We start from the raw sequence: 14454 nt of genomic DNA, 5'->3' as shown, positions 1-14454 counted from the left end.
CGCCTTCCCCCCAGGGGGACGACGCCAGTGGCCTGGCGAAGCCAGTTCCATGGCGTCTGCTGGCCTAGCCTGGGCTGCGCCAGTTTCAGAGGCTGTGGGCGCGCGGCACCTTTTGCGGTCCCCGTCTGCGCGTTCGCTGGGCGGTAGCGGTCAGAGGTAGTGTGCGGTGGTGGTCATCACCTTGGCCGCTGCCTTCATCGCCGCCCGAGCGGGGGGCGGCAGCTCCAGCGCGCCGGAGGCCCGGGCCTGGGCCGCGTGGCGTTCCTCGTCGTCCTTCATGCGGGCCACCACGGCCCGCGAGGCCAGATCCTGCGTGGGAAGCCGTGCAAGATGGCTCTGCAGGTGCGCCGCCACCTGGTTTTCCGTTTCTGCCACAAAACCCAGGCTCGCCCGGTCGCTGACCTTGGCCGCGACCAACCCCAGCGCGAAGGCGCCCGCAAACCACAGGGGGTTGAGCAGGCTGGGGCGCGCGCCCAGGGCGTCCAGGCGCTGCTGGGTCCATGCCAGGTGGTCTGTTTCTTCGCGGGCGGCCTCCAGCAGGTGAACCCGGAGTGCGGGGTCGCGCGTGACGGCTGCCTGCGCCGTGTAAAGGGCTTGCGCACAGACTTCACCCACGTGATTGACGCGCATCAGTGCCCCCGCCAGCTTCTTTTGTGCAGGGTCGAGTGTGCCTTCCTCCATGCCGCGCGCTGGCGTGGGTTCGGAGGCACGGGGGGTTGCAAAAAGGGTGCGCAGGGCAGTGTCGGCGGCAGTGAGCAAAGAGTCCATGGAGGCTTTCAGATTGGCAAGGGCTCGGAAACACAAATTTCACTTGGATACAAATATCGGAGGCTGCCGGGAAGCCGTCCCAAGGCGAGCAGATCGATTTTGCCGCTGTTCATTGAAATGTTGCAACACTGCAACGATTTTCCCCTTTCGGGGCGATTGTGGGTGAATTCCTTTGCGAAACCTGGCCGGGTCTGGTGCAATAAGAGCAACTTCCCCACCAGGAGGTTGGCCCGGGGAACCGGCGGGACTGTGCAGGTGCTTTCACCATAGACCCCCCGTACCGGCGCCCTATGTTTAACCTTGGAGTAACTCGCAATGAAAAAATCCCTGATTGCCCTGGCTGTGCTGGCTGCTTCCGGCGCTGCAATGGCTCAATCGTCCGTGACCCTGTTCGGCGTGGTTGATGCAACCTACGCTTACGGTTCCGGTAGCGTCGCTAACAAGTCCCAACTGACGAACTCCGGCTACAACAGCAGCCGTCTGGGCTTCCGCGGCGTTGAAGATCTGGGTGGCGGCATGTCCGCTTCGTTCTGGCTCGAAGCTGGTCTGAACAACGACAACGGTACCGGCGGCGTTACCAACACCAACAACCAAGCAGCTGTCAGCTCCGGCGGCGGTCTGGTGTTCAACCGTCGTTCGACGGTCAGCCTGAACGGCGGCTTCGGTGAAGTGCGTCTGGGCCGTGACTACACCCCACAATTCTGGAACCTGACCGTGTTCGATCCGTTCGGCACGAACGGCGTTGGCACCAGCCAAACCCTGAACTCCAGCCTGGGTGGCCCAACCAACGTGCGCGCTTCGAACGCCATCGGCTACTTCCTGCCTGGCAACCTGGGCGGCTTCTACGGCCAAGCACAGTACTACATGGGTGAAAACCTGAGCAACACGGCCAACAAGAAGGACGGCAACGGCCTGGCCCTGCGCGCTGGTTACGCCAATGGCCCCATCAACGTGGCTCTGGCTTTCTCTGACACCAAGTTCCTGAACGCCAACATCAAGGCGTTCAACCTGGGTGGTCAGTACGACCTGGGCGTGGCCAAGATCATGGCTCACTACAACAGCGACGACATCAAGAACGGCAACGAAGGCAAGGGCTTCCTGATCGGTGGTCTGGTGCCCGTGGGCGCTGGCGAAATCCGTCTGGCTTACTCCACCTACAAGATCGAAACCCCCGGTGCCGATCCACGTGCCAACAAGCTGGCTCTGGGCTACGTGCACAACCTGTCCAAGCGCACGGCTCTGTACGCTACGTACGCTCACGTGAGCAACAAGAACGGCTCCGCTCAGTCCCTGAACGGTTCCGTGACTGCTGCTGGCGACAACTCCAACGGCTACGACTTCGGTATCCGTCACAGCTTCTAATATTGAAACTGGCTTTTGGCCAGTTGACGATATCCAAGCTAAAAAGCCGCCTTCGGGCGGCTTTTTTTCGTTCTCATTTTGGTTTTTGATGAGGCTGCCGAGGGTCGCTAGATTCCGGGCGTACCAAGCGCCCTTCCTCATTCACCCGTCGTTTGTCTTGGGAGCATGGGGTAATCGCCATCGCAGTGTTTCTTGGGGGAGAACTCGGAATGTTGATCTCCCAAGCCACCCATTTTCATCCGTTCTGGCATGTAACTCCGGGAACATGCCGACCACCTCTGTGCCAAGCGATGCCACGTGATGGCATTTTTGGACTGTCTCCGAGGTTTCTTCCCCTTCTTTGCATTGGTGCAGATTATTGGCACCATCCTTGCGTACTTCACCTCTACAAAATCGGCCTTCAAGGCCCTTCGTGGTGCCGGGGATTCAGGGATTTCCCGTTGGCTATAGAGCAACCTTTACTGCATAGTAAAACTTTTATTCAAGAGGGTTCCATGAAACTCAAATACAGTCTTTTGTCCGTGGCTGCGGCGGCTGCACTGCTGGCAGCGCCAGCGCTGCACGCCAAGCCTTTCAAATGGGCGAGCCAGGGGGAGATCGCGACCTGGGACATTCATTCGCAGAACAATGCGCTCCAGAACGGCATCCATGCGAACGTGTACGAAAGCCTGGTCTACTACAACAGCAAGACCTTTGACGTGGAACCCGTGCTTGCAACTGCCTGGAAAGAGGTCAGCCCCACACAGGTGCGTTTTACGCTGCGCCAGGGTGTGAAGTTCCATGATGGTTCGGCCTTTACGGCCGACGATGCGGTGTATTCGCTGCAGCGCGCGATGGCCAAGACATCGAATTTCACCCCTTACATCCAGGGCATCAGCAAAATCAACAAGGTGGATGCGCAGACCATTGACGTCATCCTGACCGCGCCGAACCCAGTGCTGCTGCGCCAGATGACCGAACTGCGCATGATGAGCAAGGCCTGGGCGGAAAAAAACAAGTCCGTGGAGCCCAAGGACATCAAGGGCACGGATGAAAACTTTGCCCACCGCAATGCCATGGGCACTGGCCCCTACACGCTGGACTCGTGGCAGCCGGACGTGAAGATGGTGTTCAAGCGCAACCCCAACTGGTGGGGCAAGATGGACGGCAATGTGACCGAAATCGTCTACACCCCGATCAAGTCTGCCGCCACGCGCATTGCAGCCCTGTTGTCGGGCGAAGTGGATATGGTGCTGGACCCCACTCCCCAGGATCTGGGCCGCCTGCGCGCCAGTCCCGATCTCAAGGTGATCGACGGCATTGAGAACCGCACCATCTTCCTGGGCATGGACCAGTTCCGTGAAGAACTGCCGGGTTCCAACATCAAGGGCAAGAATCCGCTCAAGGACGTGCGCGTGCGCAAGGCCTTGTACCAGGCGATCGATGCGGAAACCATTTCCCGCAACATCATGCGCGGCCTGGGCAAGCCCACGGGCACCATCGTTGCCCCACAAGTGGCGGGTTATACCGAGGCGGTGGGCAAGCGTTTTCCCTACAGCGTAGAGGCCTCCAAGAAGCTCCTGGCCGAGGCTGGCTACCCTGACGGCTTTGAAGTGGACTTTGCCTGCCCCAACAACCGCTACATCAACGACGAAGCCATCTGCCAGGCCGTGACCGCCATGTGGTCGCGCGTGGGCGTGAAGGCCAAGCTGCGCACGTTGCCGCTGGTCAACTACTTCCCCATGATCCAGCGCTACGAAGCCAGCATCTACATGCTTGGCTGGGGCGTGCCTACCTTCGATGCGCTGTACAGCCTGCAATCGCTGGTCCGCAGCGTCGGCCAGGGTGGTGACGGCAACTACAACGTGGGCCGCTACAGCAACCAGCGCATGGATTACCTGGTGGACCGCATCAAGGCCGAAACCGATGCACCCGTGCGCGCCCGCATGCTGACAGAGGCGCTGCAACTGTCCAACGACACCGTGTCCCACATTCCTCTGCATGACCAGGTGATCCCATGGGCCGTGAAGAAGAACATTGAACTGGTCCACCGCGCAGACAACCGTGTGGACATGCGCACCGTCAAGGTGAATTGACCGGTTCCTGACACACTGAGAACAAGGGCCCTGAGGCCCTTGCTTTCTTTGGTTCGGTTTTTGGTCTGGTTTGACGACCGCCTATTGCCTGCCAGCGCCCTGCCATCAAAAGTGGCTGCGGCGTTCCCATCGAACACTCAATCGACTCTCCGATGCTCGCCTTTATATTGCGCCGCCTGATACAGGCTGTGATTGTCATGGTCACGGTGGCCTTCATCTCCTTCATGCTGTTCCAGTACGTGGGAGACCCTGTGGTGTTCCTGCTGGGCCAGGACGCCACCCCGGAGCAGATCCGTGAACTGCGCGCCTCCCTGGGCCTGGACAAGCCCTTTTTCATTCAGTTCTGGCACTTTCTGGTCAACGCAGCCCAAGGCGAGTTTGGCCTGAGCCTGCGCCAGGGTGCCAAAGTCTCGCGCCTCATCGCGGAGCGCTTCCCTGCCACGCTGGAGCTGGCGCTGGTGGCGGCCGTACTGGCCCTGGCCATTGGTGTTCCCATGGGCGTGTATGCGGCCCTCAAGCGTGGCACCTTCACGAGCCAGTTGTTCATGACGCTGTCTCTGCTGGGCGTGTCGCTGCCGACCTTCCTCATCGGCATCCTGCTGATCCTGGTGTTCGCGGTCACGCTGGGCTGGTTCCCGAGCTTTGGACGGGGCGAGGTGGTGCAGATGGGGTGGTGGAGCACCGGCCTGCTCAAGGCCAAGGGCTGGCACCACATCACGCTGCCTGCCATCACGCTGGCGATCTTTCAGCTCACGCTGATCATGCGGCTGGTGCGCGCCGAAATGCTGGAAGTGCTGCGCACCGACTACATCAAGTTCGCACGCGCCCGGGGCCTCTCCAACCGGGCCATCCACTTCGGCCATGCGCTCAAGAACACGCTGGTGCCCGTGATGACCATCACCGGCCTGCAGCTGGGTGGCTTGATTGCGTTCGCCATCATCACCGAGACCGTGTTCCAGTGGCCGGGCATGGGCCTGCTCTTCATTCAGGCCGTCACCTTTGCCGACATCCCGGTGATGGCCGCCTACCTGTGCCTGATTGCCTTGATCTTTGTGGTGATCAACCTGGTGGTGGATCTGCTGTACTTTGCCGTGGACCCGCGCCTGCGCGTGGGCAAGGCAGGAGGGCACTAGAGATGATGCACCCCCTGAGTCGCTTCGCGCCTTCCCCCTCTCTCGTTTCGCTTCGCGAAGCGGGAGGGGGACGCCCCCAGCGCGGCGGGGCGGCCCTTGCGCGGGGGCACTGGCCTGGGCCGTGCCGGTTTCAAGCGCCGTGGGGCCTGTGCAGCTCCGTGGCCAATTGAAATGCAGTCGCTTCGATACAAAGCCGGTGGCCGGGCGTTTGCGCACATTGCGCAGTACCACCCCGAGTTGACCGCGCTGCGCCGGGATCTGCATGCCCACCCTGAACTGGGTTTTGAAGAAATCTACACCAGCACGCGCGTCAAAGAGGCCTTGAAGCTCTGCGGCGTGGACGAGATCCATGACGGCATCGGCCGCACAGGGGTCGTGGGCGTGATCCGGGGCCGCAGCACCTCCAGTGGCAGCATGGTGGGCCTGCGCGCCGACATGGATGCACTGCCCCTGTCCGAACACAACGATTTTTCGTGGAAGTCGTGCAAGCCCGGCCTGATGCACGGCTGCGGCCATGACGGCCACACAGCCATGCTGGTCGGGGCTGCGCGCTACCTGGCTGAGACCCGCAATTTCGACGGCACGGCCGTGCTGGTGTTCCAGCCTGGCGAAGAAGGCTTTGCCGGGGCCCGCGTGATGATGGAAGACGGCCTGTTTGACCGCTTCCCGGTGCAGTCCATCTATGCCATGCACAACTGGCCGGCGATGAAACCCGGCACGGTGGGCATCAACTCGGGCCCCATGATGGCTGCGGCCGATCGCTTCACCATCGAGATCACCGGCCGGGGCGGCCATGGCGCCCATGCCTACCAGACGGTGGACGTGGTGGTGGTGGCCGCACACATCATCACGGCCGCGCAAAGTATCGTCTCGCGCAATGTGCGACCCATTGAAAGCGCCGTGGTCAGCCTGTGTGCTGTGCAAGCGGGTGATCTGGGCGCCTTCAGCGTGCTGCCCGGCTCCGCCACCCTGGTGGGTACCGTGCGTACGTTCGACCCTGTGGTGCAGGAGATGGTGGAGAAGCGCCTCAAGGAGCTGTGCAACGCCATTGCCCTGGGGTTCGGGGCCACGGCCACCGTGCATTACGAGCGCATCTACCCGGCCACGATCAACAGCGAGAGCGAAGCCATTTTTGCCGGCGATGTGGCCGAGTCCCTGCTGGGTGCCGACCATGTGGTGCGAGACCTGGAACCCAGCATGGGCGCCGAGGACTTTGCCTTCATGCTCCAGACCCGCCCCGGTGCCTACCTGCGCATCGGCCAGGGCACGGGGGCCAGCGGCAGCGCCTTGCACAACAGCCGCTACGACTTCAACGACGACATCCTGCCCCTGGGCTCGGCGTTGCACGCAAGCCTTATCGAGCAGGCCATGCCTTTGGCGGCAGCTTGAAGCACAGTCCTGCCTGCCCATTTGCACTACCGCGCCACGGCCCACCCCTTTCACCCCGCTTTCCCCAACCTGGAGGTTTCCATGAAATTCCATAAAAAAATCGCTCTGACCGCTCTCTTTACCGCGTTGGCGGCGGCGAGCCTGGTGGCCCAAGCTCAGACCATCCGCATCGCCAACCAGGGCGATTCCCTGTCGATGGACCCCCACTCGCTCAACGAGTCGCTGCAGCTGAGCGTCACCGGCAACGTCTATGAGCCACTGGTGGGCCGCAACAAGGACCTGAGCCTGGCCCCCGCGCTGGCGACCAGCTGGAAGCAGACATCCCCCACCGTGTGGCGCTTCGAGCTGCGCAAGGGCGTGCAATTCCACGATGGCACTCCTTTCACGGCCGATGACGTGGTGTTCAGCTTCGGGCGCACCCAGGTGGAAGGCTCGGACATGAAGAGCTACACCAACGACTTCAAGGAAGTGCGCAAGGTGGATGACCACACGGTCGAAATCGAAACCAAGACCCCCTTCCCGATCCTGCCGGACGTGATCTCGCTCGTGTACATGATGAGCAAGAAGTGGTGCGAGACCAATCAGGCCGTGGGCCCGGTGGACCGCCGCAAGGGTATCGAGAACGCGGCCTCGTTCCGCGCGAATGGCACGGGTCCCTTCCGCCTGCGTGAGCGCCAGCCCAACGTGCGTTCGGTGTTCACGCGCAACGGCACCTATTGGGGCAAGATCGACGGCAACGTCAGCGAAGTGGTGTTCACCCCCATTGGCAACGATGCAACCCGTGTGGCCGCCTTGCTGTCGGGTGAAGTGGACGTGATGGAGCCCGTGCCAGTGCAGGACATCGAGCGTGTCAATGGCAGCGCCAACACCCGTGCCATCACCGGCCCCGAACTGCGCACCATCTTCCTGGGCATGGACCAAAAGCGTGACGAACTGCTGTACTCCAACGTCAAGGGCAAGAACCCCTTCAAGGACAAGCGCGTGCGCCAGGCCTTCTACCAGGCCATCGACATCGACGGCATCAAGAAGACCGTGATGCGCGGCGCATCCAACCCATCGGCCCTGCTGGTAGGCCCAGGCATCAACGGCTTCCAGCCAGACGCGAAGCGCCTTCCCTACGATGTGGAAGCCGCCAAGAAGCTGATGGTGGAAGCGGGCTACCCCAATGGTTTTGAAGTGGCCATGAACTGCCCGAACGACCGCTACGTGAACGACGGCCGCATCTGCCAGACCGTGGCCGCCAACCTCTCGCGCATCAACGTCAAGATCAACCTCCAGGCCGAGACCAAGGGCACCTACTTCCCCAAGGTGCTGCGCCGCGACACCAGCTTCTACATGCTGGGCTGGACACCCGCTACCTACGACTCGCACAACGCGCTCAACGCCCTCATGCGCTGCGTGGATGACAAGGGATCGGGCCAGTTCAACCTGGGCGCCTACTGCAACCCCAAGGTGGATGAGCTGACGCTCAAGATCCAGGCCGAGACCGACAAGGTCAAGCGCAACGCGATGATCAAGGAAGTCTTCGATCTGCACGCGGCCGATGTGGGCCACATTCCACTGCACCAGCAAGCGTTGGCCTGGGGCGTGGGCAAGAACGTCAAGCTCGTGCAGCTGGCCGACAACTTCATGCACTTCAAGTGGATGAGCATCAGCAAGTAAGACGAAGCGCAGAAGTCCCTCAGTTAGTAGATCGCCGAGAAAAGAGAGAACGACCGGTTCTTTGAAAGTCCACACCACGCAGGGCCCCTACCCGGGCCTTGCGTTGGTGCTTGTTTACTGGTTCCCACAATGAAAAAAACCCTTGCCCGCTGGTTTGACAGCGATATCGGCTACAGCTTCCGCACTTCGCCCATGGCGATGGTGGCTGCCGCCATCGCGCTGATCTGTGTGTTCTGTTCGGTGTTTGCCGGATGGGTCGCACCCCACAACCCTTTTGACCTTGCCACGCTCGAACTCAGCGATGCGCGGCTGCCCCCCGCCTGGAGCCCCGAAGGCTCCCTGAAGTACCCGCTGGGCACCGATGACCAGGGCCGCGACATCCTGTCCGCGCTCATCTACGGTGCGCGCATCTCCCTCGTGGTGGGCCTCGCTTCCGTGGTGCTTTCCGTGGTGGTGGGCGTGGCGTTTGGGCTGCTCGCCGGTTTTCGGGGCGGCTGGATCGATGCGGTGCTCATGCGCCTGTGCGACGTGATGCTGTCCTTCCCCGCCATCCTGGTGGCGCTGCTGATTGCCGGTGTCGGCCGGGCGCTCTTCCCCAACGCGCACGAGTCGCTGGCCTTTGGTGTGCTCATCATTTCCATCTCGCTCACCGGCTGGGTGCAGTACGCGCGCACGGTGCGCGGCTCCACCCTGGTCGAGCGCAACAAGGAATATGTGCAGGCCGCCCGCGTGACGGGCGTCTCGCCGCTGCGCATCATGCGCAAGCACGTGCTGCCCAACGTCATGGGCCCCGTGATGGTGCTCGCCACCATCCAGGTGGCCACGGCCATCATCACCGAGGCCACGCTGTCCTTCCTGGGCGTGGGCGCACCCCCCACATCGCCTTCGCTGGGCACGCTGATCCGCATCGGCAATGACTACCTGTTCTCCGGCGAATGGTGGATCACCGTGTTCCCCGGTGCCATGCTGGTGCTGATTGCTCTTTCCGTGAATCTATTGGGCGACTGGTTGCGTGATGCCCTCAATCCGCGCCTGCGCTGAACAAGAACAAGAAAAGCGATATCCCCATGAGCCTTCTAGAAGTCAAAAACCTCGTTGTCGAATTCCCGGGCCGCCGCGGTACCCTGCGCGCCCTGGACGACATTTCCTTCTCCATTGCACCCGGCGAGATCCTGGGTGTGGTGGGTGAGTCTGGCGCGGGCAAGTCGCTCACCGGCGCCGCCATCATCGGCCTGCTGGAGCCACCAGGCCGCGTCGCATCCGGCCAGATCCTGCTCGAGGGCCAGCGCATCGACAACCTCAGCAATGAGGAAATGCGGCACATCCGTGGCCGCCGCATCGGCGCGATCTTTCAAGACCCGCTGACCTCGCTGAACCCGCTGTACACCGTGGGCCGCCAGTTGACCGAAACCATCCTGGCCCACCTGCCCGTGACGCCCGCCGAGGCCCGCCAGCGCGCCATTGCACTGCTGCAGGACACCGGCATTCCGGCTGCGGCAGAGCGCATCGACCACTACCCGCACCAGTTCTCCGGCGGCATGCGCCAGCGCGTGGTGATTGCCCTGGCCCTGGCGGCCGAGCCCAAGCTCATCGTCGCCGACGAGCCCACCACGGCGCTCGACGTGTCCATCCAGGCGCAGATCATCACGCTGCTGAAAAACATCTGCAAATCGCGCGGCGCCGCCGTGATGCTGATCACCCACGACATGGGTGTGATTGCCGAAACCTGCGACCGCGTGGCCGTGCTGTATGCCGGGCGCGTGGCCGAGATCGGCCCGGTGCACAACGTGATCAACAAGCCCTCGCACCCCTACACCAGCGGCTTGATGGCTTCCATCCCCGACATGGCGGTGGACCGTGAACGCCTGAACCAGATCGACGGAGCCATGCCCCGCCTGAACGCCATTCCCCAGGGCTGCGCTTACAACCCGCGCTGCCCCAAAGTCTTTGACCGCTGCATGACCGACCGCCCCAACCTGATGGACGCAGGCCCCACCCGCGCCGCCTGCTGGCTGCACGCTGGCGCCACGACCACCAAAGCCGAGGTGGCCGCATGAGCGCCGCCGCTACCACCCCCACCACCTCCCAGACCGGCGCCGTGAAAAGCAAGGCCCTGGTGCAGGCGCACGATCTGGCCAAGACCTTTGACGTCTCAGCACCGTGGCTCAACCGCGTGATCGAACGCAAGCCGCGCACGCTGCTGCATGCCGTGGACGGCGTGAGCTTCGAGATCGAAAAAGGCAAGACGCTGGCCCTGGTGGGCGAGTCTGGCTGTGGCAAGAGCACCGTGGCACGCCTGCTCGTGGGTTTGTACGAACCCACGCGCGGCGGCCTCACGTTTGACAGCCAGGATGCACACGCCGCCTTCAAGGGCAACGATGCCAAGGCCATGCGCCGCCGCATCCAGATGATCTTCCAGGACCCGTATGCCAGCCTGAACCCCCGCTGGCTGGTCGAGGACATCATTGGCGAGCCGCTGAAGGAGCACGGCCTCATCACCGACAAGGCCGAGCTGAAACAGCGTGTGGGTGAGCTGCTCAAGTCCGTGGGCCTGTCGCCGCTGGACATGGTGAAGTACCCGCACCAGTTCTCCGGCGGCCAGCGCCAGCGCATCTCCATCGCGCGCGCCCTGGCCACTGAGCCCGAGTTCCTGGTGTGCGACGAACCGACGAGTGCGCTTGACGTGTCGGTGCAGGCCCAGGTGCTCAACATCATGAAGGACCTGCAGCGCGAGCGGCAGCTGACCTACCTGTTCATCAGCCACAACTTGGCCGTGGTGCGCCACGTGAGCGACCAGGTCGGCGTGATGTACCTGGGCCGCCTGGTGGAGCTGGCCGACAAACACACGCTGTTCGACACCCCGCGCCACCCCTACACGCGCATGCTGCTCGATGCCATCCCCAAGATGCACGACACCGGCAAGGCGCGCACCCCCGTGCAGGGCGAGGTGCCCAACCCTTTGAACCCGCCTCCCGGCTGCGCCTTCAACCCGCGCTGCCCCCATGTGAACGAGCGCTGCCGTGCCGAGCGGCCGCAGCTGCTCAGCATCGGTGGCATCCGCATTGCGTGCCATGCGGTGGAAGAAGGACGGATTTGAGCGAATGCTCCTGAAAATATAGCTGCTTGCGCTTGATGGATAAGCGCCAGGGGCCAATTGGGTTCATAAACCGGTCGGCTCGATGCCACGGGCAGGCGTGATGGCCCCATTTGTCCGCAACACCACGGGCTCCTTCGGGAGCCTGTGGTGTTTTGATGGCCGGCGGGAGAAGCTGACGGCCGACGTGAACGCGGACGCAGCCGTCCGCCCATTGGCTTGCGCTGCCCGCGCCCAGTGCCCCGCCAGACATCCTGCGATCGCAACGAACGTTGTGGCACATGCAAGGTGCCACGTGCTGTACGCTCCTTGGCGTGAACAATGTCCCGCATTCAAGTCCCAACGCCATGAACCCAAACCGCGGAAAAACACTGGCCCTGACGGTCTCCGCCCTGTTCGCCGGGCTGGTCCTGGGCCTGCCCGTGGTCTACGGGCGTTGTGTGGAGGGTTTTTTCAGCCTCTGGATGTTGCCGTCCTGGACCGTGCTCGTCTTTGCCGTCTTCGCGGCGAAGTCCAGGTTCCCGTTGATGTCAGTCCTGGTGTGTCTGCTGTGGGCGCCCATGCACTATGCCTTGGTGACGGAGCCTTGCACGCCGCCCAGGTCGCAGGGTGCGGGTGGGTTCATCTATCTGCTCGCCCTGGCAGCGCTGCCGTTGGTCCTGGCAGGTGGCGCGCTTCTGGGCCGACTGCTTCACTTCCTGGGGGCGTTCTGCAAAGGGTTGCCGCACTTTCGGCAGCGGTGACACGTGCCGGGTGCCGCGCGGTCCTTCAATGGAACAACCTGAAAGATGCAGTGATACGGGGTGTGAGATTTGCTATTGTTTTGGTAGCTGTCAACGCTTTTCACACAAGCGCTAGAGCCCAAAAAATCCAAAATTCACGCGTACCGCTTCGCCCGCAGGTTCTCTTTCATCTGCTGCAGGATCGGCTGCAGCGAGCTGCCAATGCGCAACGCCACACAGGTCGCCAGCACGTCAATGATCATCAGGTGCATCAGCCGCGACACCATGGGACTGTAGCGGTCGTAGCCCTCGGGGTGGTCCGCGGCCAGGTGGATCTGGCAGGTGCTGGCCAGGGGCGAGCCGCTGGCGGTGATGGCAATGGTGGTAGCGCCGTTCTTGCGCGCGATGTCGGCGGCGTCCATCAGGTCGCGGGTGCGGCCGGAGTTGGAGATGATCACGGCGCAGTCGCCCGGGCCGAGCAGCGTGGCGCTCATCACCTGCATGTGGCCATCGCTGGTGGCAATCGACGTGACGCCCAGGCGAAAGAACTTGTGCTGTGCGTCCTGGGCCACGATGCCTGAATTGCCCACGCCATAGAACTCGATGCGCTTGCCGGTTTTCCAGGTGGCGGCAATGCATTCGGCTGCGCGCTCCAGCGCCACGGTGCTGGCGGCGTTGCGGTATTGCAGGAAAGCGGCCACGGCGTTGTCCACCACCTTCACGAGCACGTCGCCCGTCTTGTCGTCGGCATCGACGCTGCGGTGGATGAAGGGCACTCCCTCGCTCACGCTGCCCGCGAGCTTGAGCTTGAAATCCGCGAGCCCGTCATACCCCATGCTGCGGCAAAAGCGCACCACCGTGGGCTTGCTCACGTGTGCGCGCTCGGCCAGTTCGCGCACGGGCAGGCGTGCAAAGGTGCGCGGGTCGGTCAGCACCAGCCGGGCGACGCGCTGTTCGGCGGGGGCCAGTGAAGGCAGGGAGGCAGTGATGCGGTCGAGCATGTCTCAGTCAGGGTGTGCAGCGCGTGCTGCTCAGGTGAGGCCTTCGAACAGGTTGGGTCAGCCATTCTTAATGTAACTTGGTTCCCAACGTGGCGGGGAGGGCGCTATCCCTGCCTTTCATCCCGCTTGCACCGGGCCTGGGAGTTTCCCCCCTGACCCTTGGCAGGCCTGCGGGCTAGCATCCTTGCATCACGTTATCCAGATACTGAGGAGCCTTCCATGCGCAAACCTTTGCTGACGAATCTACTGGCCGGTGCGGCCCTGCTGGCTGCCACCTCCGGCAGCTGGGCCCAGGGCCAGGTCAACATCATCTGTTCGGTGCAGGCCGAATGGTGCAACCTGATGTCCACCGTGTATGCCAAGACCACGGGCACCAAGGTGAACATGGCGGCCAAGGGCTCGGGCGAGGCGCTGGCGCAGCTCAACGCGGAGCGCGCCAACCCCAAGACCGACATCTGGTTTGGCGGCACGGGCGACCCGCACCTGCAGGCCGCCGAGCAAGGCCTGACGCTCGAATACAAGTCGCCCCAGCTTGCGCAGTTGCACCCCTGGGCGCAGAAGCAGGCGGTCGACTCCAAGTACCGCACCGTTGGGGTGTACCTGGGCCCGCTTGGTTTTGGCTACAACAAGGAGCTGCTGGCCAAGCGCAAGCTCAACCCGCCGCAGTCGTGGGCCGACCTGCTCAAGCCCGAGTTCAAGGGCGAGGTGCAGATGGCCAACCCCGCATCCAGCGGCACGGCCTACACCATGATCGCCACGCTGGTGCAGATCATGGGCGAGGAGAAGGCGTTTGAATACCTCAAGGCCCTGCACCCCAACGTGAGCACCTACACGCGTTCGGGCACGGCGCCTGTCAAGGCCGCAGCCCGGGGCGAGACCACGGTGTCGGTGAGTTTCGTGCACGACGTGACCACCGAGGCGGTCAACGGCTTTCCGGTGGGCTCGATCACGCCATCGGAAGGCACGGGCGCCGAGGTGGGTTCGATGAGCATCGTCAAGAACAGCCCCAACACCGAGGCCGCCAAGAAGTTCTACGAATGGGCGCTGACCCCCGGTGGCCAGCAGTTTGGCCTGGCAGCCAAGCAGTTCCAGCTGCCCAGCAACACGCTGGTGCCCAAGGACCCGCGCATGACCGATCCGGCCAAGATGAAGCTCATCAACTACGACTACGCCAAATACGGCGCGAGTGCCGAGCGCCGGCGCCTGATTGCGCGCTGGGAAAAAGAAGTCCAGAACGCAGCGCGCTGA

12 protein-coding genes are annotated in these 14454 nt (G+C 62.9%); 10 read left to right on the top strand and 2 right to left on the bottom strand.

The window, feature by feature from the left end:
• Window positions 1-150: 150 nt before the first annotated feature.
• Entirely contained in the window at window positions 151-768 is a 618-nt protein-coding gene (gene coq7, locus ASE39_RS16610) for a 2-polyprenyl-3-methyl-6-methoxy-1,4-benzoquinone monooxygenase (protein ID WP_057271884.1), read from the bottom strand.
• Window positions 769-1083: 315 nt separating this feature from the next.
• Here coq7 and ASE39_RS16605 point away from each other — a divergent pair, with 315 nt between their 5' ends.
• The 9 genes from ASE39_RS16605 to ASE39_RS16565 all read left to right on the top strand — a co-directional run bounded on the left by ASE39_RS16605 (window position 1084) and on the right by ASE39_RS16565 (window position 12226).
• Entirely contained in the window at window positions 1084-2130 is a 1047-nt protein-coding gene (locus ASE39_RS16605; protein ID WP_057271883.1) for a porin, read from the top strand.
• 494 nt (window positions 2131-2624) lie between these two features.
• Window positions 2625-4205: an ABC transporter substrate-binding protein gene (locus ASE39_RS16600; RefSeq protein ID WP_057271882.1), complete on the top strand. Its 1581-nt coding sequence runs from the start codon at window positions 2625-2627 to the stop codon at window positions 4203-4205.
• Between the two features lie 152 nt (window positions 4206-4357).
• Window positions 4358-5338, top strand: a complete 981-nt coding sequence (locus ASE39_RS16595; protein ID WP_010462283.1) for an ABC transporter permease — start codon at window positions 4358-4360, stop codon at window positions 5336-5338.
• Window positions 5339-5509: 171 nt separating this feature from the next.
• Window positions 5510-6727 (top strand): M20 aminoacylase family protein, encoded by a 1218-nt coding sequence (locus ASE39_RS16590; RefSeq protein ID WP_010462281.1) that lies wholly within the window; start codon window positions 5510-5512, stop codon window positions 6725-6727.
• Window positions 6728-6808: 81 nt separating this feature from the next.
• A complete protein-coding gene (locus ASE39_RS16585) occupies window positions 6809-8389 on the top strand; it encodes an ABC transporter substrate-binding protein (RefSeq protein WP_057272106.1) in 1581 nt (526 codons plus the stop codon).
• A 129-nt stretch (window positions 8390-8518) separates the two neighbouring features.
• Complete coding sequence (locus ASE39_RS16580) at window positions 8519-9430, top strand: ABC transporter permease (RefSeq protein ID WP_057229053.1); 912 nt, start codon at window positions 8519-8521, stop codon at window positions 9428-9430.
• A gap of 26 nt (window positions 9431-9456) precedes the next feature.
• The gene (locus tag ASE39_RS16575; protein WP_057229051.1) at window positions 9457-10446 is read left to right on the top strand and encodes an ABC transporter ATP-binding protein; all 990 of its coding nucleotides are present in this window, start codon (window positions 9457-9459) and stop codon (window positions 10444-10446) included.
• On the top strand, window positions 10443-11486 hold the full coding sequence (locus ASE39_RS16570; RefSeq protein WP_057271881.1) for a dipeptide ABC transporter ATP-binding protein: 1044 nt from the start codon (window positions 10443-10445) through the stop codon (window positions 11484-11486). The genes ASE39_RS16575 and ASE39_RS16570 overlap by 4 nt, the downstream gene beginning before the upstream one ends.
• 344 nt (window positions 11487-11830) lie before the next feature.
• Window positions 11831-12226: a hypothetical protein gene (locus ASE39_RS16565; RefSeq protein ID WP_057271880.1), complete on the top strand. Its 396-nt coding sequence runs from the start codon at window positions 11831-11833 to the stop codon at window positions 12224-12226.
• A 134-nt stretch (window positions 12227-12360) separates the two neighbouring features.
• Here ASE39_RS16565 and ASE39_RS16560 read toward each other — a convergent pair whose 3' ends face one another.
• On the bottom strand, window positions 12361-13206 hold the full coding sequence (locus tag ASE39_RS16560; RefSeq protein ID WP_010462270.1) for an SIS domain-containing protein: 846 nt from the start codon (window positions 13204-13206) through the stop codon (window positions 12361-12363).
• A 219-nt stretch (window positions 13207-13425) separates the two neighbouring features.
• Here ASE39_RS16560 and ASE39_RS16555 point away from each other — a divergent pair, with 219 nt between their 5' ends.
• Entirely contained in the window at window positions 13426-14454 is a 1029-nt protein-coding gene (locus ASE39_RS16555; RefSeq protein WP_010462269.1) for an ABC transporter substrate-binding protein, read from the top strand.

The organism is Acidovorax sp. Root267, assembly GCF_001429215.1.
Classification (GTDB): Bacteria; Pseudomonadota; Gammaproteobacteria; order Burkholderiales; family Burkholderiaceae_C; genus Acidovorax; species Acidovorax radicis.
Note: the sequence above shows the minus strand (reverse complement) of the source record. Positions and strands in the feature narration are given on the sequence as shown.

Coding starts and splice junctions, on each gene's coding strand:
- coq7 (WP_057271884.1), bottom strand. CDS start 768: ATGGACTCTTTGCTCACTGCCGCCGACACTGCCCTGCGCACCCTTTTT.
- ASE39_RS16605 (WP_057271883.1), top strand. CDS start 1,084: ATGAAAAAATCCCTGATTGCCCTGGCTGTGCTGGCTGCTTCCGGCGCT.
- ASE39_RS16600 (WP_057271882.1), top strand. CDS start 2,625: ATGAAACTCAAATACAGTCTTTTGTCCGTGGCTGCGGCGGCTGCACTG.
- ASE39_RS16595 (WP_010462283.1), top strand. CDS start 4,358: ATGCTCGCCTTTATATTGCGCCGCCTGATACAGGCTGTGATTGTCATG.
- ASE39_RS16590 (WP_010462281.1), top strand. CDS start 5,510: ATGCAGTCGCTTCGATACAAAGCCGGTGGCCGGGCGTTTGCGCACATT.
- ASE39_RS16585 (WP_057272106.1), top strand. CDS start 6,809: ATGAAATTCCATAAAAAAATCGCTCTGACCGCTCTCTTTACCGCGTTG.
- ASE39_RS16580 (WP_057229053.1), top strand. CDS start 8,519: ATGAAAAAAACCCTTGCCCGCTGGTTTGACAGCGATATCGGCTACAGC.
- ASE39_RS16575 (WP_057229051.1), top strand. CDS start 9,457: ATGAGCCTTCTAGAAGTCAAAAACCTCGTTGTCGAATTCCCGGGCCGC.
- ASE39_RS16570 (WP_057271881.1), top strand. CDS start 10,443: ATGAGCGCCGCCGCTACCACCCCCACCACCTCCCAGACCGGCGCCGTG.
- ASE39_RS16565 (WP_057271880.1), top strand. CDS start 11,831: ATGAACCCAAACCGCGGAAAAACACTGGCCCTGACGGTCTCCGCCCTG.
- ASE39_RS16560 (WP_010462270.1), bottom strand. CDS start 13,206: ATGCTCGACCGCATCACTGCCTCCCTGCCTTCACTGGCCCCCGCCGAA.
- ASE39_RS16555 (WP_010462269.1), top strand. CDS start 13,426: ATGCGCAAACCTTTGCTGACGAATCTACTGGCCGGTGCGGCCCTGCTG.